Origin of the sequence: Paraburkholderia sp. MM5384-R2 (assembly GCF_014201025.1) — a bacterium.
GTDB lineage: Bacteria > Pseudomonadota > Gammaproteobacteria > Burkholderiales > Burkholderiaceae > Paraburkholderia > Paraburkholderia tuberum.
Genome location: NZ_JACHDI010000014.1, coordinates 172,809 through 195,796 on the forward strand (window position 1 = coordinate 172,809; position 22,988 = coordinate 195,796).

The 22,988-nt window shown below is 66.5% G+C and carries 24 protein-coding genes; 20 read left to right on the forward strand and 4 right to left on the reverse strand.

Annotation, left to right across the window (positions count from 1 at the left end; genetic code table 11):
- Positions 1-50: 50 nt before the first annotated feature.
- The 4 genes from HDG37_RS22235 (at position 51) to rfaE2 (ending at position 3,859) form a co-directional block, all read left to right on the forward strand.
- Positions 51-908 (forward strand): enoyl-CoA hydratase/isomerase family protein, encoded by an 858-nt coding sequence (locus tag HDG37_RS22235; RefSeq protein ID WP_184051343.1) that lies wholly within the window; start codon positions 51-53, stop codon positions 906-908.
- Positions 909-990: 82 nt separating this feature from the next.
- Complete coding sequence (locus HDG37_RS22240; protein WP_184051345.1) at positions 991-1,797, forward strand: PhaM family polyhydroxyalkanoate granule multifunctional regulatory protein; 807 nt, start codon at positions 991-993, stop codon at positions 1,795-1,797.
- Between the two features lie 539 nt (positions 1,798-2,336).
- Positions 2,337-3,215, forward strand: a complete 879-nt coding sequence (locus HDG37_RS22245; RefSeq protein ID WP_184026492.1) for a ferritin-like domain-containing protein — start codon at positions 2,337-2,339, stop codon at positions 3,213-3,215.
- Positions 3,216-3,376: 161 nt separating this feature from the next.
- Positions 3,377-3,859: a D-glycero-beta-D-manno-heptose 1-phosphate adenylyltransferase gene (rfaE2, locus tag HDG37_RS22250; protein WP_184051347.1), complete on the forward strand. Its 483-nt coding sequence runs from the start codon at positions 3,377-3,379 to the stop codon at positions 3,857-3,859.
- A 68-nt stretch (positions 3,860-3,927) separates the two neighbouring features.
- Here rfaE2 and HDG37_RS22255 read toward each other — a convergent pair whose 3' ends face one another.
- The 3 genes from HDG37_RS22255 to HDG37_RS22265 all read right to left on the reverse strand — a co-directional run bounded on the left by HDG37_RS22255 (position 3,928) and on the right by HDG37_RS22265 (position 6,101).
- The gene (locus HDG37_RS22255; protein WP_090802818.1) at positions 3,928-4,167 is read right to left on the reverse strand and encodes a hypothetical protein; all 240 of its coding nucleotides are present in this window, start codon (positions 4,165-4,167) and stop codon (positions 3,928-3,930) included.
- A gap of 159 nt (positions 4,168-4,326) precedes the next feature.
- Complete coding sequence (locus tag HDG37_RS22260; protein WP_184051349.1) at positions 4,327-5,166, reverse strand: type III pantothenate kinase; 840 nt, start codon at positions 5,164-5,166, stop codon at positions 4,327-4,329.
- Positions 5,163-6,101, reverse strand: coding sequence for a biotin--[acetyl-CoA-carboxylase] ligase (locus tag HDG37_RS22265; protein WP_090802821.1), 939 nt, complete (start codon positions 6,099-6,101; stop codon positions 5,163-5,165). Before HDG37_RS22265 ends, HDG37_RS22260 begins: the two co-directional genes overlap by 4 nt.
- Before the next feature lie 159 nt (positions 6,102-6,260).
- Here HDG37_RS22265 and HDG37_RS22270 point away from each other — a divergent pair, with 159 nt between their 5' ends.
- The 10 genes from HDG37_RS22270 (at position 6,261) to HDG37_RS22315 (ending at position 15,004) form a co-directional block, all read left to right on the forward strand.
- Positions 6,261-7,394, forward strand: coding sequence for an ABC transporter permease (locus HDG37_RS22270; RefSeq protein WP_184051350.1), 1,134 nt, complete (start codon positions 6,261-6,263; stop codon positions 7,392-7,394).
- Positions 7,391-8,269 carry an ABC transporter ATP-binding protein gene (locus HDG37_RS22275; protein WP_018419267.1) on the forward strand — a complete coding sequence of 293 codons (879 nt, stop codon included), beginning with the start codon at positions 7,391-7,393 and terminating at the stop codon, positions 8,267-8,269. Before HDG37_RS22270 ends, HDG37_RS22275 begins: the two co-directional genes overlap by 4 nt.
- 61 nt (positions 8,270-8,330) lie before the next feature.
- Positions 8,331-9,299, forward strand: coding sequence for an MlaD family protein (locus HDG37_RS22280; RefSeq protein ID WP_184051352.1), 969 nt, complete (start codon positions 8,331-8,333; stop codon positions 9,297-9,299).
- A 30-nt stretch (positions 9,300-9,329) separates the two neighbouring features.
- Positions 9,330-9,956, forward strand: a complete 627-nt coding sequence (locus tag HDG37_RS22285) for an ABC-type transport auxiliary lipoprotein family protein (RefSeq protein ID WP_184051354.1) — start codon at positions 9,330-9,332, stop codon at positions 9,954-9,956.
- A 31-nt stretch (positions 9,957-9,987) separates the two neighbouring features.
- Entirely contained in the window at positions 9,988-11,145 is a 1,158-nt protein-coding gene (locus tag HDG37_RS22290; protein WP_184051356.1) for a VanZ family protein, read from the forward strand.
- 102 nt (positions 11,146-11,247) lie between these two features.
- The gene (locus tag HDG37_RS22295; RefSeq protein ID WP_090802831.1) at positions 11,248-11,571 is read left to right on the forward strand and encodes a ferredoxin; all 324 of its coding nucleotides are present in this window, start codon (positions 11,248-11,250) and stop codon (positions 11,569-11,571) included.
- 26 nt (positions 11,572-11,597) lie between these two features.
- The gene (locus tag HDG37_RS22300) at positions 11,598-12,242 is read left to right on the forward strand and encodes an alpha/beta hydrolase (RefSeq protein ID WP_090802833.1); all 645 of its coding nucleotides are present in this window, start codon (positions 11,598-11,600) and stop codon (positions 12,240-12,242) included.
- A gap of 321 nt (positions 12,243-12,563) precedes the next feature.
- Complete coding sequence (locus tag HDG37_RS22305) at positions 12,564-13,793, forward strand: D-alanyl-D-alanine carboxypeptidase family protein (protein ID WP_184051358.1); 1,230 nt, start codon at positions 12,564-12,566, stop codon at positions 13,791-13,793.
- Positions 13,794-13,806: 13 nt separating this feature from the next.
- Positions 13,807-14,763, forward strand: coding sequence for a D-amino acid aminotransferase (locus HDG37_RS22310; protein WP_184051360.1), 957 nt, complete (start codon positions 13,807-13,809; stop codon positions 14,761-14,763).
- Positions 14,735-15,004 (forward strand): DUF493 family protein, encoded by a 270-nt coding sequence (locus HDG37_RS22315; RefSeq protein ID WP_184051363.1) that lies wholly within the window; start codon positions 14,735-14,737, stop codon positions 15,002-15,004. Before HDG37_RS22310 ends, HDG37_RS22315 begins: the two co-directional genes overlap by 29 nt.
- 19 nt (positions 15,005-15,023) lie before the next feature.
- On the opposite strand, the gene HDG37_RS22320 is transcribed toward HDG37_RS22315, so the two are convergent.
- Positions 15,024-16,007, reverse strand: coding sequence for a transcriptional regulator GcvA (locus tag HDG37_RS22320; protein WP_184051365.1), 984 nt, complete (start codon positions 16,005-16,007; stop codon positions 15,024-15,026).
- Between the two features lie 98 nt (positions 16,008-16,105).
- On the opposite strand from HDG37_RS22320, the gene HDG37_RS22325 reads away from it, so the two are divergent.
- The 6 genes from HDG37_RS22325 (at position 16,106) to HDG37_RS22350 (ending at position 22,967) form a co-directional block, all read left to right on the forward strand.
- Positions 16,106-16,432 carry a DUF2917 domain-containing protein gene (locus HDG37_RS22325; RefSeq protein WP_184051367.1) on the forward strand — a complete coding sequence of 109 codons (327 nt, stop codon included), beginning with the start codon at positions 16,106-16,108 and terminating at the stop codon, positions 16,430-16,432.
- Between the two features lie 141 nt (positions 16,433-16,573).
- Positions 16,574-17,299: a lipoyl(octanoyl) transferase LipB gene (gene lipB, locus HDG37_RS22330; protein ID WP_184051369.1), complete on the forward strand. Its 726-nt coding sequence runs from the start codon at positions 16,574-16,576 to the stop codon at positions 17,297-17,299.
- 13 nt (positions 17,300-17,312) lie between these two features.
- The gene (gene lipA, locus HDG37_RS22335) at positions 17,313-18,320 is read left to right on the forward strand and encodes a lipoyl synthase (protein WP_184051371.1); all 1,008 of its coding nucleotides are present in this window, start codon (positions 17,313-17,315) and stop codon (positions 18,318-18,320) included.
- Between the two features lie 125 nt (positions 18,321-18,445).
- Positions 18,446-19,198: a glycerophosphodiester phosphodiesterase gene (ugpQ, locus tag HDG37_RS22340; protein WP_184051373.1), complete on the forward strand. Its 753-nt coding sequence runs from the start codon at positions 18,446-18,448 to the stop codon at positions 19,196-19,198.
- A 376-nt stretch (positions 19,199-19,574) separates the two neighbouring features.
- Entirely contained in the window at positions 19,575-20,855 is a 1,281-nt protein-coding gene (locus tag HDG37_RS22345) for a dicarboxylate/amino acid:cation symporter (RefSeq protein WP_184051375.1), read from the forward strand.
- 45 nt (positions 20,856-20,900) lie between these two features.
- Positions 20,901-22,967, forward strand: coding sequence for an ATP-binding protein (locus tag HDG37_RS22350; protein ID WP_184051377.1), 2,067 nt, complete (start codon positions 20,901-20,903; stop codon positions 22,965-22,967).
- Positions 22,968-22,988 lie beyond the last annotated feature (21 nt).

Genomic DNA, 22,988 nt, shown 5'->3' on the forward strand with positions numbered 1-22,988 from the left:
GGCGCGCCGTTCCGCGCGCGACTGAACGAATCTCCTCCGGACTGCTCACCATGCCTCAGCCATCGCAACCGAACGACGCGTACTACGCGCACTACCAGTCGCTGCGTTTGCAGCGTCATCCGCATGGCGTGCTCGAAGTCGTGATGAGCGGCGAGGGCGCGAATAAAAGCGGTCTCGCGACCGCGAACGCACGCATGCACTACGAGCTCGCGGAAATCTGGCGCGACATCGATCGCGATCCCGATACGCGCGTCGCGATCATTCGCGGCGAGGGTAAAGGCTTTTCGGCCGGCGGCGATCTGCAGCTCGTCGAGGACATGGCGAACGATTTCGAGGTGCGCACGCGTGTGTGGCGCGAAGCGCGCGATCTCGTCTACAACGTGATCAACTGCGGCAAGCCGATCGTGTCGGCGATGCACGGGCCGGCGGTCGGCGCGGGGCTCGTCGCGGGGCTGCTCGCCGATATCTCGATCGCGGCGAAGACGGCCCGCATCATCGACGGACACACGCGCCTCGGCGTCGCCGCGGGCGATCATGCGGCGATCGTCTGGCCGCTCCTGTGCGGCATGGCGAAGGCGAAGTACTACCTGCTGCTGTGCGAGCCGGTGAGCGGCGAGGAGGCGGAGCGCATCGGGCTCGTGTCGCTGGCCGTCGACGAAAGCGATCTGCTGCCGAAGGCGTTCGAAGTCGCGCGCAAGCTGGCCGACGGTTCGCAGACCGCCATCCGCTGGACCAAGTACGCGTTGAACAACTGGCTGCGCACGGCGGGGCCGGCGTTCGATACGTCGCTCGCGCTGGAATTCATGGGCTTCGCGGGACCCGACGTGCGCGAGGGCCTGAGCTCGTTGCGCGAGCGGCGCGCGGCCGATTTCGGCGCGGGCGGTCCACGTAACGACCAACGATCGTGATGTCATACCCCACACGGTATGATCGAATCGACGCGCGCGGCATCGCGCGCTCCACCTATCATCCAGCACCGAGGCGACAACCATGACCGACACCACTGGCTCCGCGCCGCCCTTTCCCGGCTTCCCCGGTTTTCCGCCCGCTGAAATGCTCGATCGCATGTGGAGCATGATTCGGCTGTCGCCGTTCGGCGCCGCCATGACGGGCGCGCAGCCGGGTGGGGGCACGAGTCCGTCGCTGTCGATGATGTCCGACATGATGGCGCCGCTCACGAGCGTCGAGGAGCTCGACAAGCGCATCACCGACATGCGCGCGGTCGAGCAATGGCTGAAGCTGAATCTGAGCATGCTGCAGTCGGCGATCCAGGCGCTCGAAGTGCAACGTGCGACGCTCGCGACGCTGCGCGCGTTCGGCGCGTTCGCGCAATCGTCGATGTCGCAGGCGGCGGCTGCTGCGTCGGGTGCCGCCGCGAGTGACGCGCCGAACACCGCCCCGCGCCCCGCCCCGGCGCCGAGCTGGACGAAGCCGGCCGCGCCCACGCCCGAAAGCGCCACGCAGGCCGACAGCGACGAAGAGGAAGCGCCCGCGACGCCCGGCTTCGATGCGTCCGCGTGGTGGAATCTGCTGCAATCGCAGTTCAACCAGATCGCGCAGTTCGCGACGACGCAGCCGTCCGTCGCGGTCGCCGCGGCGGGCGGGGGCACGCAGGGCAAGCCGGAACCGTCGAAGGCCGCCGATGCGTCGGGCGCCGATGCGTCGGGCGCCGATGCGTCGGGCGCCGCCGCGCAAAACGCGAAGCCCGCCGTCAAACGGCCGGTGGCGAAGCGCGCCGCGCCGTCGGCCAAACGCGCGGCCGGAACGAGCGCGGCAACGCCGAAAAAGTCGACGTGAGCCGGACGGCGCGCCGGGAATCAGTGGCCGATGATGAAGGCGACTGATCGGCTGCGTTTTTCCCTATTCCGGCGCCGGCGGTTTCCGCCCGCGCGAATCGCCGACTTTATTGAGAGAAGTCAATACCACAGTGCGCTCGCGCCGCTTCTGTCACGGGTTTCGTGGGAGGCGCGTGCTATCATTATGTAAGCTTGATCTGGCTTTGGGGCGTGCGCCGAAAACAACCAATCCCGCCGCCCTCGCGTCATTCGCCGCCGGCGCTACCGGTGCAGGGCGGGACGGTGCGGCTGTCGACCCAGACTGGCTCGACCTCAGGCAAAGGGTATCCCTCCCCCACGGTTGGCCACGGCGCCTGATTCACGCTTCAGGCGCCAATACAAAAGCCCGGACTTCTTTGCTGCCCGATGCTTCTGGGCGGCTGATTAACGCGTAAAATTGAATGCTTGGCCGATAAACGGCACGTCCGTTCGTCGTAGGTAAAAACGGCTACACGTAGCAGCAACAGACACACACAGTATGTGCAGAACAGGGGTGGGACTATGAACACCATGCTTTATCCGGAACTTTATAAATCGCTCGAATCCGTTCGATGGGACATGGAGAAGGACATTCCCTGGGACAAATTCGATGCATCGCTGTTGACCGACGAGCAGGCGGCGACGATCAAGATGAACGCGATCACCGAATGGTCGGCGTTGCCCGCCACGGAAATGTTTCTGCGTGACAATCATCACGACAGCGATTTCTCCGCATTCATGAGCGTGTGGTTCTTCGAGGAGCAGAAGCACTCGCTGGTGCTGATGGAATACCTGCGCCGCTTCAAGCCGGAACTGGTCCCGACCGAAGAGGAACTGCACGCAGTGCGCTTCGAGTTCGATCCCGCACCGCCGCTCGAAACGCTGATGTTGCACTTCTGCGGCGAAATCCGCCTGAATCACTGGTATCGCCGCGCCGCCGAATGGCATACCGAGCCAGTCATCAAGCACATCTACGAAACTATCTCGCGCGACGAAGCGCGCCACGGCGGCGCGTATCTGCGCTACATGAAGAAGGCGATGGCGCAAACCGGCGACATCGCGCGTGCCGCGTTCGCGAAGATCGGCGTGCTGATGGCGTCGGCGCGTCGCACCGAAAAGCCGCTGCACCCCACCAACCTGCACGTGAACCAGGCGCTGTTCCCGCGCGACACGATCCAGTCGCGTCTGCCGGATCCGGAATGGCTCGAGCGCTGGCTCGACGAGCAGATCCGTTTCGACGACGGCTGGGAAAAGAAGGTCATCGAGCGCATTCTGCACAACCTGTCGCTGCTGTTCGAACGCACGTTCAACACCGCGCAGGAACTGAACCGTTATCGCAAGGAAGTGGTCGCGCGTCTGCAAGCCGCTGAACAAAACCCGGCGCAGCAGCAGCCGGCGTAACGACTCAGGCGGTTTCAGCACCGTATCAAACGGCGGTCCGGCAAGCGTGAGCTTGCCGGACCGTTTTGCTTCGAACCGTCCAGCGTGTATCGTGACGGCACCTGGCATTCCTGTTCCCGTAACTCCCCAACTCCCAGATTCCCCAACTCTGTGACCGTGCGATGACCGCCATCTTTGAACGCAAGATTCTGACGCGCGATGCCCTGGTGAAGCTTCGTCCTTCGCTGCGCGCGCCCGTCGTGTTTACGAACGGCGTGTTCGATATCCTGCATCGTGGTCACGTGACCTATCTGGCCGACGCAAAGGCGCTGGGCGCGTGCCTGATCGTTGGTGTCAATAGCGACGCGTCGGTGCGGATGCTCGGCAAAGGCGACGACCGGCCGATCAACAACGAGGCCGACCGCATGGCCTTGCTAGCGGCGCTGGAAAGCGTCGATTACGTGGTGTGCTTCGGCGAGAAGACGCCGGTCGAGCTGATTTCCGCGCTGCGCCCGGACGTGCTCGTGAAGGGCGGCGACTACGACATGGACGCGCTGCCCGAGTCGGCGCTCGTGCGCGGTTGGGGCGGCAAGGCGCTCGCGATTGCGTTCGAGCACGATCGCTCGACGAGCGCGCTGTTGAAGAAGGTGCGGACGCAGGGCTGATGCCGCCCGTTACCGCAACACGCGCGGCGCACTGCTGAACTTCTAACCGATCGCGTCGCTCACCTGATTTACTGCGGCAACTCCGATGTCGAAATCGGCGCCTGCGGCGCGGGTCCGCCGACCACCGCCTGGTCGGCCGCATCGGCGGCGCTGACCGGCCGCACCTTCAGCCAGTCCGGATGAATCTGGCGATTCAGATGATTCGGCTCGCGTCCGCTGGCGGTGGGTGTGGGGCCGAAGGCGCCAAGCAGCGCGACGAAAGCCAGCACGTTGACAACAATCAGAATGGCGATCGGCCAGCGAAGCATTGTGGGTGTTTCCAATTCAGAAAGAAGTCGAGCCTGGGGCGTGCGGGAAAGACTCGGGTTCGGAAAATGGGCGGCGAATTGCGCGCAACTCAGGCGCACGTTCTACACGTACATCACGCGCCACCCGGTCGTGAATCGGACGCTAGCCACGGCAGGCAATCAGCCGCTTTGCCGCGCCGTATCCTCGGCTGCGATCAGCGCAAGCCCTGACAGCACCAGCGAATCGTGGCGAGTATGCGGCACTTTCAGGGCGCTCGCCACTTCGTCGGCAGCGCCGCCGCTGACCACGAGACGCACCGGCACCTGCCACTCATCCTGCAGGTCCCGCCACATCCGCTCGATCAATCCGGCCTGCGCCAGCGTGCAGCCCGCCGACAGCGAGCGCGGCGTATCCGTTGCGAAGAACGGCCCGCGACGGCCCGCGCCGGTGGTATCGGCGGCGTCGAGCAGGCCGCGCGCGTGCGCGGCGTCGAGCGTCGGCAGTTGCGCGGTGTGCTCACCGAGCGAGCGCATCATCAGCATCCAGCCCGGCGCAATCAATCCGCCGATAAATGCGCCATCGGCGCGCAAGGCCTCGAGCGTCGTCGCGGTGCCGAAGGTCGCGAGCAGCAGATGCTCGCCGGGAAAGGTCGCGCGCGCGCCGATCATGCCGGCCCAGCGGTCGCTGCCGAGCGAGTCCGGTGTCGTGTAGCAATTGGTCACGCCGCATCGACGAGCACTTGCGCGGATCGTCGCGAGCGGCAGTCGCGGCCAGTGCGCGTCGACGAGCGCCGCGATGTGCGTCGCGACCTCCGCGCCCGCGACGTTGGAGAGCCACGCGCCGCATGGCGCCGGCCGGTCAGTCCAAGCGGGTTGCGCAGCCGACCGCGCGCGTGGCGAGGCAAGGTCGTCATGCGCGAGCGCGCCGCTCGCCAACTGCGTCCCATCGGGCTGCACCAGCGCCCACTTGATCCGGCTATTGCCCGCGTCGATCAGCAGATATGGCGCGCGCTGACTCATGCGACACCGTGGGCGAGGCGCAGCGACACGTCACCGGTCGCGATGCTCTGGCGGCCCTCAGCCGTATCGAGCAGCAACTGGCCACGCTCGTCAACGCCCGCCGCCACGCCGCGCGCGAGCTCCTGGCCTTGTTCGAGCAGCACGACGTCGCGGCCCGCGTAAGCATGCACCGCGTTCCAGCGCGGCTGGAACGGCGCGAAGCCTTCGGCGCCGAAGCGCTGCAGCATCGGTTCGAGCGCGTTCAATTCGGCTGCCAGCGTATCGGTCAGATTCGCGTTCGGCAGCGCCCGTTGCAACGCGGTCGGCACGGTGCCGAGCGCCTGCGGCGGTACCTCGGCGTTCAGCGCGCCGACCTTCGCCGCGAGTTCGTCGGCGCCTTTCACGTTGGTGCCGATGCCGATCACGACCGCGCTCGCGTCGTCGGTGCTCCACGCGGTTTCGATCAGGATGCCGGCGAGCTTGTCGCCTTCGAGCAGCACGTCGTTCGGCCACTTCAGCGCGATCTGTCCGGGACCCGCGACCGGCAGCGAGCGCAGCCCGTCGACGAGCGCGACGCCCACCGCGAGACTCAAGCCCCCGAGCCCTTCGAGCGGTCGCGGCAAGACGCACGCGACCGAAAACAGCAGCGCGTTGCCGGGCTCCGCGTACCACGGCCGCCCACGGCGGCCGCGCCCGGCGGTCTGCAGATACGCGACACGCACGATCGGCCGCGGCAGCGCGTTCGCGCGCCGCGGCAGGGCTTTCACGTGGGTCATCAGGTCGGCGTTGGTCGAGCCGGTTTCTTCGACGATTTCGATCGGCCAGTCATGCGCATGCGCGCCGAACAGCTTGACCGCGCGTTCGCGATCGATGCGCCAGTCGGTCGAAGCCGACGACGAGGCTGGTGCCGCGCTTGTCGCTGCGGACGGGGAGGCGGGAGTCTTGGAGGCATTCATGTCCCATATTGTAGCCACAGCGTGTAGCCACAGCGACCCCGCCCGGGACTCGAATGCGCAGCGGTGAACGGCGACGCCGATCGATGTGCATCAGTGCGGACCGGCGGCCGAGCCTTCGTTACAATGGCCGCTAATCCGATAACCAGATTCACGCGATCCTTGAACAATGACACTCCGCCCGGCCTTGAAGTCGCGGCCGGCAGCCAAGGCAAGATCGTCCGTCTCTCGGGCCAGTGGACGGCGCTCGCGCTCGCGCGCGACCGCGACACCGGGCACGTGATTCCGCAACTGCGTTCGCTGACCGGCGCGCAGGGTATCGGCGAGTGGGACCTGTCGCGCGTCGACAGGATGGACCACGTCGGCGGCCAGGCGCTATGGCGCGTGTGGGGCCGCAAGATGCCGCCGGGCACCGCGCTCACGGACACGCAGCGCGACATCTTCGAGCGCATCGCGCTGCTCGACACGGCGCGCGAGAGCGCCGAGCCGGTCACGCGCCTCGATCCCTTTACGCGTCTGGGCCTCGGGCTCTTCTCGTTCGTCGAGCACATGCAAGGCGGCGTCGCGATGCTCGGGCGCTTCGTGCTCGATCTGCTCGCGATCGCGCGCAAGCCGAAACTCACGCCGTGGACCGAAATCTCCGCGAACATCTACAACGCCGGCGCTCGCGCGCTGCCGATCACCGCGCTGGTCGCGTTCCTGATCGGCATCGTGTTGAGCTATCTGTCGGCACAGCAATTGCGCATGTTTGGCGCGAACCAGTTCATCGTCAATATTCTCGGCCTCGCGGTGATTCGCGAACTCGGCCCGGTGCTGTCGGCGATTCTGGTGGCAGGCCGCTCGGGCTCGGCGATCACCGCGCAGATCGGCGTGATGCGCGTGACCGAGGAGCTCGACGCGATGCGCGTAATGGGCATCCCGCACGGCCTGCGGCTGATCCTGCCGCGCGTGATCGCACTGGCCGTCGCGATGCCGCTGCTCGTGATGTGGACCAACGTGATCTCGTTGACGGGCGGCGCGCTCGCCGCGAAGCTCGTGCTCGGCATCGACATGAGCTTCTTCGCGCGCCAGCTGCCGAACGTCGTGCCGATCGCGAACCTGTGGATCGGGCTTGGCAAGGGCGCGGTATTCGGCATGCTGATCGCGATCGCCGGCTGTCATTTCGGCTTCCGTATCAAAGCCAATTCGCAGAGTCTCGGCGAAGGCACGACGACCTCGGTGGTCACGTCGATCACCATCGTGATTCTCGCGGACGCGGTGTTCGCGATCCTCTTTCAGAACGTGGGGCTAGGATGATCGCGCCACTCACCGAAGCCGTACGCGGCCAACCCGTACCGTCGATCGCCGAGCCGGTGATCGAGGTGATCGACATCACCAAGCGCTACGGCCGCAACATCGTGCATCAGCATCTGAGCCTCGACGTGCGGCGCGGCGAGATCGTGTCGATCGTCGGCGGCTCGGGCTCGGGCAAAACCACGCTGGTGCGGCAGATTCTCGGCCTCGAGCGCCCGTCGAGGGGCACGATCAAGCTGTTCGGCGAAGACCTCGCAACGATCTCGCCCGACACCGCGCTGCTGATGCGCAGCCGCTCGGGCATGCTGTTCCAGCGCGGCGCGCTGTTCTCGTCGCTGTCCGTGTTCGACAACGTCGCGCAACCGGTGCGCGAGCTCGGCAAGGTGCCCGAAGACCTGCTGCGCGACATCGTGATGCTGAAGCTCGAAATGGTCGGGCTGCCGTGCAAGCACGCGTCGAAGATGCCATCGGCGCTGTCGGGCGGCATGATCAAGCGGGTTGGCATCGCGCGCGCGATCGCGCTCGAACCCGAACTGCTGTTCCTCGACGAACCGACCGCCGGCCTCGACCCGGAGGCGTCCGACGAATTCGTCGAGCTGATCTCGGGGCTGCATCGCGCGCTCGGTCTGACGGTCGTGATGATCACGCACGATCTCGATACGATGGTCGCACTGTCGACCCGCGTGGCCGTGCTGGCCGATCGCAAAGTGCTCGTCAACGCGCCGGTCGAGGAGGCCGCGGGCGTCGACCATCCGTTCATCCACGAATATTTCCTCGGCCTGCGCGGGCGCCGCGCGCTGCAGGCGCTGCCGCCGGAGCGCCGCGCGAAGCTGCCGCAGGCGGCGCTCGAGCCGGCGTCGTCCGAGTTGCCGCTGTGAGGCGGGCCGCCATGAACCGGGCCGCCATGAACCGGGCCGCTATGAACCAGGGAAACTGACAATGGAAAACAAAGCGCATGCGTTCTGGGCCGGGCTCTTCACGGTCGTGCTGACGGCGGCGATCGCGCTGGCGGCGTATCTGTTCAACGTCGACCGCACCGTGCGGGTGCCGTACGACCTGATCGCGCGTACCAACGTGACCGGCCTCTTTGCCGACGCGGCGGTGCGCTTTCGCGGGCTCGACGTCGGCCGTGTGCAGTCGATCAAGTTCGATCCGACACATCCGGGGCAGATTCTGATCCGCATCATGGTCGACGAGCACGCGCCGATCACGCATTCGACGTTCGGCAGCCTCGGCTTGCAGGGCGTGACCGGCATCGCGTTCATCCAGCTCGACGATACCGGGCGCGATCTGACGCCGCTGCCGTCGTCGGCCCAAAAGGTCGCGCAATTGCCGATGCGTCCGGGTCTGTTCGACCAGTTGCAGCGACGCGGCGAGGTGCTGCTGCGCAAGCTCGAAAAAGTGACCGACAACGTGAACGACATGCTGTCGCCGGAAATGGTCGCGCAGCTGCACGACACCGCGGCGAGCATCGCGCAGGCGGCCTCGGGGGTCGCGACGCTGACTCGTGAGATGGCGCCCGTCGCCAGCAAGCTGCCCGGCACGGTCGACCAGCTGAACCGCACGCTCGCGTCGACCAACCAGATGATCACGAGCCTGAACCGTCCGGACGGGCCCCTCGAGCGCAATCTGAACAAGGTCGGTACGGCCGCGCAGCAGGCGGGCGATGCGCTCACGCAGATGAACATGTCGCTGCAGGACCTGTCCGCGCGGGTCGGCTACGAGACGCTGCCGCGCGTCAATTCGCTGACCGAGGACGTGCGCGCGGCGGCGCAATCGATCGACCGCGCCGCCGACACCTTCAACACCAATCCGCGCAGCGTGCTGTTTGGCGCGCCTCGCCCGGCGCCGGGTCCGGGCGAGGCCGGCTTCGCGTGGCCCGCCGCCGCCGCGCCCGCAGCTCACTAAATCCGCAGGCTAGAACAGAGGAAGATACCCATGTCACGCTCGATTGACCGACTGTTGTCCTCGCGCGCCGCGCTCGCGGCGCTGCTTGCGTTCGGCGTGCTGGCGGCGGGCTGCGCGGGCACCTCCGCGGTGGTGTCGGATGTCCGCTACGACTTCGGACCACCGCCGCAGGCCGCCGCGGCGAGCCGGCTGCCGGCCGTCAAGGTGCTGGAGGTCAGCGCGCCGTCCGTGCTCGAATCCGACCGGCTGACTTATCGGCTGAGCTATGCCGACGCGCAGCAGACGGCCGCCTACGCCAACAGCCACTGGACGATGATGCCGTCGCAACTGCTGACGCAGCGCCTGCGCAACGCGCTGAGCGAGCGCGGCACCGTGCTGACGGGCGCGGACGGCGTGAGCGCGCCGGTGCTGCGGGTCGATCTGACCGAGTTCGAGCAGGTGTTCGACAGCCAGGCGGACAGCCACGGCGCGATCACCGCGCGCGCGACGCTGATGCAAGGCGGCAAGGTGATCGGCCAGCGGACCTTCGTCGCGCACGCGCCCGCGCATTCGGCGGATGCGGCCGGCGGCGCGCGGGCGCTCGCCGCGGCCAGCGACGACCTCGTCGCGCAGATCACCACGTGGCTTGGCTCGCAGGCGCTGGTCGCCGCGCAATGACGGGCGGGCAGCGCACGCAACGGAGCGCTGCATGAGCGAACGCCCCTGGCTGCGCCGCCCGTCGACGCTGGCCCGTCAGGCGCTGCTGCTTTACACGGCGCTGATCGTCTACGGGTCGTGGTATCCGTTCTCGGGCTGGCGCTCGCTCGGCATCACGCCGTTCGCCTATCTGTTCGATCCGATGCCGCAGTACCTGACGGCGTTCGACGTCGTCACCAACGTGCTCGGCTATATGCCGTTCGGCGCGCTGGTGGTGCTCGCGGTGTACCCGCGTTGGCGCGGCACGCTGGCCGTCGCGCTCGCGTTCGTGTTGGGCGGTCTGCTGTCAGGCACGATGGAAGCCGTGCAGACCTATCTGCCGATACGCGTCGCCTCCAATCTCGATCTCGCCGCCAACACGCTGGGCGCGCTCGTCGGCGCGTCGGTGATGTCGCCGTTGACCGGCGCGCTGCTCGACCGCGGCCTGCTCAGGCGTTTGCGGTTGCTGTGGTTCGAGCGCGGCCATGCGACGCTCGCGTGCCTCGTCGCCGCATGGCCGTTTGCGACGATGTATCCGTCGCCGCGTCTGTTCGGTCTCGGCAACTGGCCGCGCGCGCTGTGGCTGAGCGTCGATCCGGCCACCCAGGACGCGCTGCTCGCGTGGACGCCGTCCGCGTGGCATGTCGGCGCATGGCCGGCGGTGGCCGCCGCGTGGCTGGACGACGACACATGGGAAGCGCTGATCACGGCGCTAAACCTGTTCGCGGCGCTCGCGCTTGCATCGCTGCCGGCGCGCCGTCATGCGCCACGCGTGCGCCTGCTGTTCGTGTTCATCGTCGCGACCTTGTGCGTGAAGGCCGGCGCGACGTTCCTGCAATCGCAATCGGGCCTCGCGTTCGACTGGGCGACGCCCGGCGCGCTAATCGGACTCGTGTGCGGCACCGTCGCGGCGCTCGTCGCGCTGCCGCTGCGGCGGCGGTTGCGTGCGACGCTCGCCGGGGTCGCGCTGGTCGTCGCACTCGGGTTCGTCAATCTGCTGCCGGTGAACCCGTATTTCGACGCCGTGCTCGCCGACTGGCGGCAGGGACGCTATCTGCATTTCAACGGGCTCGCGCGCTGGCTCGCATGGATATGGCCCTATGCGGCGCTGGTGTGGCTCGCGTTCGCGGTCGAGCGGGCGTGGCTCAAGCGGCGCGCGAGGCGGGCGTGACGTGCTTGCGCCTGCCGCCAGGTCCCGACGCCTGTACAGCCCGGTCGCTATAATCGTCCGCACCGCCATTGCACTTCCTTTCAGGCTCGCCTCCCGAACATCATGGATTCCTTCTACAAGCACCACGTTTTCTTCTGTCTGAATCAACGCGACCCCGGCGCCGAGCGTCCGAGCTGCGCGAACTGCAACGCACAGGCGATGCAGGAATACGCGAAACAACGCGTGAAGCAACTCGGCCTCGCCGGGCCCGGCCAGGTGCGCATCAACAAGGCCGGCTGCCTCGATCGCTGCGAACTGGGCCCGACGCTCGTCGTGTATCCCGAGGCGGTCTGGTACACCTACGTCGACGAGAGCGACATCGACGAGATCGTCGAATCGCATCTTGCGAACGGCAAGATCGTCGAGCGTCTGAAGATCGATCAATAACGCGAACCACAAAACGATCCATCCCGATGAACGTCAACACGAAGAAGTATCTGATCGACGGCCCGGTCGGCAAGATCGAGGTCGCGCTGGACCTGCCCGACGGCGTGCGCGAAAAAGGCGCCGCGCCACGCGGCATCGCGCTCGTCGCGCATCCGCATCCGCTGTTTGGCGGCACGATGGACAACAAGGTCGCGCAGACCCTCGCGCGCACGCTCGTGCAGCTGAACTACGTCACTTACCGGTCGAATTTCCGCGGCGTCGGCCAGACCCAGGGCGAGCACGACGCGGGCGTCGGCGAGCGCGACGATCTGCGCGCGGTGCTCGAGCACATGCGCGCAGATCCGGACTACGGCGATCTGCCGCTCGTATTGGCGGGCTTTTCGTTCGGCACCGTGGTGCTGTCGCACGTCGCGGCGAAGCTGCGCGATGAAGGCCGGGAAATCGAGCGCATCGTGTTCGTCGGTACCGCGGCGAGCCGCTGGGACGTCGCACCCGTGCCCGAAAGCACACTCGTGATCCACGGCGAAGTCGACGAGACCGTCCCCGTCCAGTCCGTGTTCGACTGGGCGCGGCCGCAGGAACTGCCGGTCGTCGTGATTCCGGGCGCCGAGCACTTTTTGCATCGCAAGCTTCACATCCTGAAGCGGATCATCGTCGACGCCTGGCGCTGAAAACGCGCGACGCGCATTTTGCGGGGGACAGGTGCGCGCAAACGTGTGCAAATCGACGACACGCGCGCGAAGCTGACCAGGTAGCGCGCGTATAATGGGCGCTCTTTTTTTGGGCACAGCGCCGCCCAGCCGGCAGAATCGCGCGCCGCGGAATCATTTCGCGGGAGGGCGCGGCCGGGTGCGCAGCGCTGCGCTCGCGAACCGATTGCGTCGCCATCAGTCCAACGGGCGCCCGCCGTTTTACGGCCAGATGCCCCGCCGACCGGCTCCCCCAACTCCGCGCGCTGTCGCGCAACGAATTTTTCTGCACGAATCGATCCTATGCGTTTCTCCTCCTCTGGCCGCACGTCATTCCCGTCACTCGCTTCTTTCGTTCCCGCTTCGCTCAATCGCGCCATCGCCGTCGGCCTCGTGTTGCCGGCCACGCTCGTCGCCGGCACCGCGTTCGCGCAGGTGCCGCCGCCGGGCGTCAACGCGCGCTCGTGGGTGCTCGTCGACGCGACCAGCAACCAGGTGCTCGCGTCCGCCAATGCCGACGAGCGCGTCGAGCCGGCGTCGTTGACCAAGCTGATGACCGCGTATCTCGTGTTCGAGGCGCTCGACACGAAGAAGATCACGATGGATCAGAGCATCGAGCCGAGCGAAGCCGTGCGGCGCGTGCGCAACGACGAATCGCGCATGTTCATCGAGGCGCTCAAGCCGGTGACCGTGCACGACCTCGTGTACGGCATGATCGTGCAGTCGGGCAACGACGCGGCGATCGCGCTCGCCGAACTGGTGGGCGGCAGCGAGGCGCAGTTCGTCGACATGATGAACAAGGAGGCGCAAAAGCTCGGCATGACGCACACGCATTTCGCCGACGTGAACGGCATGCCCGACCCGCAGCACTACACGACCGCGGGCGATCTCGCGATCCTGTCGGCCCGCCTGATTCGCGACTATCCCGAGTACTACAACATCTTCTCGGTCAAGGAATTCACGTACAACAAGATCAAGCAGCCGAACCGCAACCGTCTGCTGTGGATCGACCCGACCGTCGACGGTCTGAAGACCGGTCACACGCAAGCGGCCGGCTACTGCCTGATCGCGAGCGCGAAGCGTCCGCTGCCGGGCACGACCGACGCGTCGCGCCGTCTCGTCTCGGTGATGATGGGCGAGACCAAGGAGCACGACCGCGTGCAGGACAGCCTGAAGATGCTGAACTACGGCTACACCGCATACGACACGACGCGTCTGTACAAGGCGAACCAGGTCGTGGCCACGCCGCGCGTCTACAAGGGTTCGCAGGACAGCGTGCAGGTCGGCGTGAAGAGCGACCAGTACATCACGCTGCCGAAGGGCGCCGCCGACAAGGCGAAGCCGCAGATCGAACTCAACGATCCGCTCGTCGCGCCGATCGCCAACGGCCAGCAGATCGGCACCGCCAAGCTCGTCGCCGACGGCAAGGTGCTCGCGCAATTCCCGGTGGTCGCGCTGCAGCCGGTGCAGCAAGCCGGTGTGGTGGGCCGCGTGTGGGATTCGCTGATGCTGATGTTCAACAAGAAAAAGTAAGGGCTACGTCGCAATGACCGTTGTCTCCGAGGTTTCGCCGGACCCGATCGTTCATCTGAACGGCGAACTGGTGCCGTTGTCCGAAGCGCGCGTGCCGGTGCTCGACCGCGGCTTCATTTTCGGCGACGGCATTTACGAAGTGGCGCCGTTGTACGCGCACGCGAGCGGACGGCGCACCGCGTTTCGTCTGAAGCAGCATCTGGCGCGTCTCGCGCGCTCGGTCGGCAAGATCGGCATCGCCAATCCGCTCGACGACGCTGGCTGGCGCGAGCTGATCGGACGCGTGGCCGAGGCCAACGAAACGGACGGCGGCTTGCGTGCCGATCAGGACGCGATCGCATACATCCAGGTGACGCGTGGCGTCGCGAAGCGCGCTCACGCATTTCCGGCCGGCGTGAAGCCGACCGTGTTCGTGATGGTCACCGCGCTGAACCTGCCCGCCGCCGCGCAGCGCGCGAGCGGTGTCGCGTGCGTGAGCGCCGAGGATCGTCGCTGGCTCAATTGCGACATCAAGTCGGTGTCGCTGCTCGGCAACGTGCTGATGGCGCAATACGCGGCCGAAAACGACGCCTTCGAGACGCTGCAGTTCCGCGATGGTTTGCTGACCGAAGGGTCGTCGTCGAACGTGTGGATCGTGAAGGATGGCGTGCTGGCCGCGCCGCCGCGCAGCAACAGGATTCTCGAAGGGATCCGCTATGGGCTCATCGAGGAGCTGACGGCCGAATGCGGTATCCGCTTCGAAGCGCGCGAGATCACCGAAGCTGAAGTGCGCGCGGCCGATGAAATCATCGTCAGCTCGGCGACCAGGGAAGTGCTGCCGGTCACGCGGCTCGATGGCGCGCCGGTCGGCGCGGGCCGCCCGGGCGCGGTGTTTGCGGAGCTGTATGCGGCGTATCAGCGAGCCAAGGCGGCTGAAGCCGCGGCGGAAGAAGGAGTAGAGAATGAATCCCGAGAACGACTCACTGTTTGAATTCCCCTGCGATTTCCCGATCAAGATCATGGGCAAATCGCACCCCAAGTTTGCCGCGACGATCGTCGAAGTGGTGCGCGTGTTCGATACCGAGGTCGATGCGTCGCGCGTCGAGACGCGGCCGTCGAGCAGCGGCACCTACACGGGGCTGACCGTCCACGTGCGGGCGACGAGCCGCGCGCATCTCGACGACATCTATCGCGCGCTGACCGGCCATCCGATGGTCAAGGTCGTGCTGTAACACCGCGCGGTTTTTCACCTTACGGCGCGACGCGCAACGCGTCCGCCGTCACTCCCTGCGCCGCCAGGCGCGCGCTCGCCGCGGGACCCGCCTCGCAGGCGAGATCGAACAGCAGCCTGAAGCGCGCCACCTCGTCGAACAACCAGTCGCGAAACGCCTTGACCCGCGCGGTCCCCAGCGTCTGCGGCAGGCAGACCAAATAGTATTGCCACGGGCTCGGCCCATCCACATCAAAGAGCCGCACGAGCCGGCCCGCCGCGATTTCGTGCATCGCGAGCGAGCGGCGCGTCAGCGCGACCCCCTGGCCGTCGACGGCCGCCTGCAACAGATTCGACGAATCCTGATACAGCGCGCCGCGCTTCGGCTCCGGCCAGTCGGTGAGGCCGGCGGCGTCGAACCATGGGCGCCATAGCTCGTCGTCGGAGCGCAGCAGCGGGACTTTGGCGAGATCGGCCGGGGTTTGCGGCAGCTTGCCGCCGTTGAAGTTGGGCGAGCAGGCGGGGAAGAAAATCTCGTCGAGCAGCAGCTCGGCGTGCAGCCCCGGATATTTGCCGAAGCCGAAACGGATCGCGACGTCGACGTCGTCGCGCGCGAAGTCCGTCAGCGCATTGGTGGTCAGCAACTCGAGATCCCACTGCGGATTTGCCTCGATAAAGCTGCCGATGCGCGGCGTCACCCAGCGGGCCGCGAACGACGACAGCATCGATATTACGAGGCGCCGCTCGCGGTCGCCGGCACGGATCGCGCGAGTCGCGTCGGCGAGCTCCATCAACGCGGCGCGCACCTGGGTGGCGTAGCGACGGCCGGTTTCGGTGAGGCGCACGCGCTTGCCGTCGCGCGCGAACAGCGACACGCCGAGCTCGGCCTCGAGCGCGCGGATCTGGTGGCTGACCGCGCCGTGCGTGACGAACAACTCGTCGGCGGCGCGCGAAAAGCTTTCGTGGCGGGCGGCGGCTTCGAACGCCTTGATCGCGTTCAGGGCGGGGAGTTGACGCAGGTCCATCGCAATATTTCTCACATAGAGGTGAAAATTGATCGTTTTGCCCAAGTCCTTGCTGCACATAGGATTCTAGTCATGAAACGATTTTTGGCGAGGGCCTCATGCGAGAAATTTCCTCTAGCATTGCATATGAAATCCGCACTGGCGACACGCTGCCGCTGAAGGTCGCGCGCAGCACGAAGTTGCGCGTGCATGGCGGCGCGGTGTGGGTCACGCGCAGCGACGACACGAAGGACTACTGGCTGCAGCCCGGGCAGACGCTGCATCTGCGGCGCGGCGAGCGGCTCTGGCTCAGCGCCGAGGGCGCCACGTTCGCGAAGGTTACGTTCTCGGTGCCGACGCGCTGCGACGAGCGCGTGCTGAACTGGCTCGCTCGCATCGGCGAGCGCTGGATGATGCGTGTGCGCGGCGGCTGGCACACCGTTTGACGGTGGCGCGGCGCAAAAGCCGTGCATGAGGCCGGGGCCGGCAGGGTACCAGGCCGGGGCCGGCAGGGTACCGGCCCCGCCTGTGCAGGCTCCCGGTGGCTGCGGGCGCGGTTTCCGAGATTTCGGTAAACTCCCGGAATCATGTGCGCCACCCCGGTCTCTCCGTCTCCTCTACCTGCCATCGAGCCGCCCATGCTGCGCTGGCTCGGCCGCGAACCCTACGAAGCCAGTTTCGACGCGATGCGCACCTTCACCGACGCCCGCACCGCCGACACCGCCGACGAAATCTGGCTCGTCGAGCATCCGCCCGTCTTCACGCTCGGCCAGGCCGGCGATCCGGCGCACCTGCTCGCGGCAGACAGCAATATTCCGCTCGTCAAGGTCGACCGCGGCGGGCAGATCACGTATCACGGGCCCGGCCAGGTGGTCGCCTATCTGCTGCTCGACCTGCGTCGGCGCAAGCTGATGGTGCGCGAACTGGTCACCCGGATCGAGCAGGCCGTGATCGACACCCTCGCGGCGTATAATCTCGCCGGAGAACGCAAGGCGGGCGCCCCCGGCATCTACGTGGCGCCTGGGCCCGACGCCGGGCTCCATGCCGGCGCCAAGATCGCGGCGCTTGGCCTGAAAATCCGCAACGGCTGCAGCTATCACGGCGTGAGTCTGAACGTGAACATGGACCTGCGGCCGTTTCTCGCGATCAATCCATGCGGCTACGCGGGGCTCGAAACGGTCGACATGGCGACGCTCGGCGTCGCCGCCGGCTGGGACGACGTGGCCCGTACCCTCGCAGCAAGTCTCACCGCAAACCTCGACGGCAATCCCGCGGCCGTCGCCCAACCGCAGGCCGGTGCGCTCACCGCCTGACTGGATCGAACGAATGACTGACGTAACCGCGAATTCCGCAGCAGCCACCCCCGCGCCCGAAGGCGTGCCGGCCCCCGCCGCCTACGACGCCACCGTGAAGCAGAAAGCGCAAGCCAAGACCGCGCGCATCCCGATCAAGGTCGTTCCGATCGAAAAGCTGAAGAAGCCGGACTGGATCCGCGTGAAGGCGGCCACCGGCAATTCGCGCTTCTACGAGATCAAGCAGATCCTGCGCGAGCACAATCTTCACACGGTGTGTGAAGAGGCGAGCTGCCCGAACATCGGCGAATGTTTCGGCAAGGGCACCGCGACCTTCATGATCATGGGCGACAAGTGCACGCGCCGCTGCCCGTTCTGCGACGTCGGCCACGGCCGTCCCGATCCGCTCGACGCCGACGAACCGGCCAACCTCGCGCGCACCATCGCTGCGCTGAAGTTGAAGTACGTGGTGATCACCAGCGTCGACCGTGATGATCTGCGCGACGGTGGCGCGGCGCACTTCGTCGAATGTATCCGTCAGACGCGCGAGCTGTCGCCGCAAACGCGTATCGAAATCCTGACGCCGGACTTCCGTGGCCGCCTCGACCGCGCGCTCGGCATCCTGAATGCGGCGCCGCCCGACGTGATGAACCACAACCTCGAAACGGTGCCGCGTCTGTACAAGGAAGCGCGGCCGGGGTCGGATTACGCGCATTCGCTGAAGCTGCTGAAGGACTTCAAGGCGCTGCATCCGCACGTCGCGACCAAGTCCGGCCTGATGGTCGGCCTCGGCGAAACCGAAGAGGAAATCCTGCAAGTGATGCGCGATCTGCGCGAGCACGACGTCGACATGCTGACGATCGGCCAGTATCTGCAGCCGTCGGAGCACCATCTGCCGGTCCGCGCTTACGTGCATCCGGACACCTTCAAGATGTACGAGGAAGAGGCGTACAAGATGGGCTTCACGCACGCCGCGGTGGGCGCGATGGTTCGTTCGAGCTATCACGCCGACGTGCAGGCGCATGGAGCCGGCGTGGTCTGACGCGCTGGCGCCTTGCCGCTGTTGCCTCGCCGCTGTTGCCTCGCTTCACGCCCGCAGAAACGAAAAGCCCGCCGATGTGCGGGCTTTTTTCATAGACCGCTCTACTATCAGCAAGGAAACGACACGTGGCAACCCCGAGGGATCGCGGGACCTCCGCACAATGGCCTTATCCGCGGCTGATCGCGCACCGCTGCGGCGGTACGCTTGCGCCGGAAAACACCTTGGCCGGTTTCGACGCCTGCGTGCGCTACGGCTATCGCATGGTCGAATTCGACGCGAAGCTGTCCGCCGACAACGCGCTGTTCCTGCTGCATGACGACACGCTAGATCGCACGACCAACGGCCACGGGCCGGCGGCCACGCACACATGGCAGCAACTCGCCGCTCTGGATGCCGGCGCGTGGCGCGGCGCGGAGTTCGCCGGCACGCGGCTGCCGACGCTGGCCGACGCGGCCGAGCGTTGCGCGCGCGAGGGCATCGCGGCGAACCTCGAGATCAAGCCGTGTCCGGGCCGCGAAGTCATCACCGGCGCACTGGTCGCCCAGGGCGCGCTCGAGCTTTGGCAAGGGCAGACGCCGCCGCTGGTGTCGTCGTTTTCGTTCGACGCGCTCGCCGCCGCGCGCGATGCCGCGCCGTCGCTGCCGCGCGGCATGCTGTTCGAGCGGGTGCCGGCGGACTGGCTGCGCATCGTGCGCGAACTCGACTGCGTCTCGCTGCACGCGAGTCACCGCTATCTGAGCGAACCGCTGGTCGCGCGGATCCGCGCGGCCGGGCTGCGCGTGCTCGCCTACACGGTGAACGATCCGGCGCGCGCGCGGTTGCTCGAAGAATGGGGCGTCGACATGATCTGCACGGACCGGATCGATCTGTTGACGTGACGTTGCGCTCGCAAGCTCCGCACAAACCCCTGCGGGTTTCCCCGCAAACGCGCGCGCACCGAATTCCGGATTCCCCGACGGCGCTCGTCCGGATTTCCGGAAACCCGGACGGCGCGCGCCGAGCTGTGCCGGAAAACCCATAAAAATCAAGGCTTCCAGTCTGAAATCAAACTGGCATCGACCTTGCGAAAGAAAGCTCGTGGCCGCCACGGCCCGACAAAAAAGCAAGGAGACAAAATGTCCGATTTCCCTTCCCGGTATTTCTGAATTCGTCGTCTTTGCAGCGGTCCGCCAACGTGCGCCCGCGCGACGACGTTTCGTTCGCGTGTCGCGCCTCGCGGCGGGTCATCAGCTCATATCCCTCGCAGGAACCATCGTGAAGAAACCTATCCATAAAGTGCTGTACGTCCAGGTGATCGTGGCGATCATCGTCGGCATCGTACTCGGGCATTTCTACCCGAACCTCGCCATTGACATGAAGCCGCTCGGCGATGGCTTCATCAAGCTGATCAAGATGGTGATCGGGCCGATCATCTTCTGCACGGTCGTGACGGGCATCGCCGGCATGGAGGACATGAAGAAGGTTGGACGCGTCGGCGGCAAGGCGCTGTTGTACTTCGAAATCGTCTCGACCTTCGCGCTGGTGCTCGGCCTCGCCGCCACGCACCTGCTGCGACCCGGCGCCGGCTTCAACGTCGATCCGGCCTCGCTCGACGGCCGCGCGGTTGCGTCGTATGCCGCGAAGGCGCACGGCCAGTCGACGGTCGACTTCTTCATGCACATCATTCCGGACACGCTGTTGTCGGCGTTCGCGCAGGGTGAGATCCTGCAGATCCTGCTGATCGCGCTGCTGTTCGGCGCCGTGCTCGCGACGGCCGGTGAGAAGGGCAAGCCGGTGACCAACTTCATCGAAGGGCTCTCGCACATCCTGTTCGGCATGGTGCGCATCATCACGAAGCTCGCGCCGATCGGCGCGTTCGGTGCGATGGCCTTCACGATCGGCAAGTACGGCATCGGCTCGCTGCTGCCGATGCTCAAGCTGGTCGGCACGTTCTATCTGACCTCGATCGTGTTCGTGGTGGTCGTGCTCGGCGCGATCGCGCGGGCGGTGGGCTTCAACATCCTGCGTTTCGTCGCATACATCAAGGAGGAAATGCTGATCGTGCTCGGCACGAGCTCGTCCGAAGCCGCGCTGCCGCAGCTGATGCTGAAGCTGGAAAATCTCGGCTGCTCGCGCTCGGTGGTGGGCCTCGTGGTGCCGACCGGCTACTCGTTCAACCTCGACGGCACCAACATCTACATGACGATGGCGGTGCTGTTCATTGCCCAGGCGACCAACATCGACCTCACCTGGGGCCAGCAGCTGACGCTGCTCGCGGTGACGATGCTGACCTCGAAGGGCGCGAGCGGCGTGACCGGCGCGGGCTTCATCACGCTCGCGGCGACGCTGGCCGTGGTGCCGACGATTCCGCTGTCCGGCATGGTGCTGATCCTTGGCATCGACCGCTTCATGAGCGAGTGCCGCGCGCTGACGAACATCGTCGGCAACGGTGTCGCGACGGTCGTCGTGTCGGCCTGGGAAAAGGAGCTCGATCGCAGCAAGCTGAACAAGATGCTGCGCGGCGAGGTCGCGGTCAAAGAGCCGGCCGGCGTTTGAGTCGCGCCTCGCCAACCCTGTCGTGACCAGCGCGGACGCTTGAGGATGAAACCTGCGTCCGCGCGATCTTCCGAGGCGTCTGCCGGCGAGACCGCCGGCAAAAGTCGCGGCCCAGCCCGCGACGCGTCTGGCGGCGACGCCTTGCCGCCCTATGCCACAATGTCCGATGCACATCGATCGGACTTTGCCAACGTGACCCGCCGCCTGCTGATTCTCTTCGCGCTCGCAGCCGGGCTCGCGGCGGCATGCTGGCTCACCTACAGCCTCGCGTGGAAAAGCGGCGTCGACACGCTGCGGCGCAATGCCGCGGTGCGCGCCGAGCGCACCGCGAGCGTCCTGAAGAGCACGCTCGAACGCTACGAATCGCTGCCGTATCTGCTCGCCGAGCATCCGATCGTGCAGGACGTGCTGATCGATCCGAACCCAGCCAACGTCAAGCGCGCGAATCTCTATCTCGAAGACCTGAACCGCCACGCGCGCGCGACGGTCACCTACATCATTTCGCTCGACGGCTACTGCGTCGCCGCCAGCAACTGGCGCGGGCCGGGCAGCTTCGTCGGCGCGGGCTATCAGTTCCGGCCATATTTCGTCGATGCGGTGAAAGGCGGCGTCGGCCGCTTCTTCGGCATCGGCACGATTTCGCAGGCGCCCGGCTATTACATCTCGCAGCCGGTGCGGCGCGACGGCAAAATCGTCGGTGTGGCGGTCGTCAAGCTCGATCTCGAATGGTTTCAGGGCGCCGACGCGTCCGAGCCGCTCGTCGTCACCGACGATCATGGCGTGATCTTTCTGTCGTCGGTGCCGGCATGGAAGTACCACACGATTCGGCCGCTGCCCGGCCAGATCGCCAATTCGATTTACCAGGCTCGCCAGTACGCGCAGCAGCCGATCGAGCCGCTACCGGTGACGGTCGAGCGCATACTCGAAGGCAATGCGCAGATCCTGCGCATCGGCGGCGGGCGCTCCGCGCCGCGCTTCCTCGCGTCGCGTCACGCCATGGGCGAGCCGGACTGGCATCTGATCACGATGTCGCCGGTCGATCCGGTCGATGCCGACGCGCGCAAGGCGACCATCGTCACCGGCTTCGGCTATGTGTCGCTGGTGCTGCTCGCGTTCTACTGGCGCATGCGGCGCGCGCGTGTGCGCGAAATGATGCGCAGCCGCGCGCTGCTGCAGAAGGCCTATGCCGAGCTGAACCAGCGCGTCGCCGAGCGCACCGCCGATCTGTCCGAGGCGAACGAGCAGTTGCACAAGGAAGTCGCCGAGCGTACACGCGCCGAGCAGGAACTGCGCGCCGCGCAAGACGAACTGATCCAGGCGAGCAAGCTGGCCGCGCTCGGTCAGATGGCGGCCGGCATCACGCACGAGCTGAACCAGCCGCTCGCCGCGCTGCGCAGTTTTTCCGATAACACGCGCGTGCTGCTCGAACGCGGCGATCAGGCATCGGCGCGCGAGAATCTCGAAGCGATCGCGGCGCTCACCGAGCGCATGGGCAAGATCACGAACCAGCTGAAGCTGTTCGTCGGCCGCGCGCGGCCGCGCAGCGCGCGCTCGTCGATCGTGCGGGCTCTGCGCAATGTCGTCGCGTTGCTGCAAAAGCGCCTGCGGGGCGTCGAACTCGAGTTCGTGCTGATCGATATCGCGGCCGACACCGACACCGCCGCCGCCGCTGCGGCGGGCGGCGCGCGCACGCCGCTGAATCTCGCCGACGATCATCCGGAGCTAGTCGCGAATTGCGACGATCTGCGGCTCGAACAGGTGCTGATCAACCTGCTCGGCAACGCGCTCGACGCAACCGCCGGCATGAACCCGCCGCATATCACGGTCGAGGTGGAGGCCGGCGTCGCGAACCTGTCGATCGCGGTCGGCGACAACGGCCCCGGCATTCCCGACGACGTGTTGCCGCACCTGTTCGAGCCGTTTTTCACGACGAAGGAAATGGGCCAGGGGCTCGGCCTTGGCCTCGCGATTTCATCGTCGATCGCGCGCGATTGCGGCGGCTCGCTCGTCGCGCGCAACGCGCCGCACGGTGGCGCATCATTCGTGTTGACGCTGCGTCGTGCGCGTGTGCAGACCAGCCCCTCGCACGATCCGCTGACCGCGGGCTCCTGATTTCACTCCGAAGCATCACCC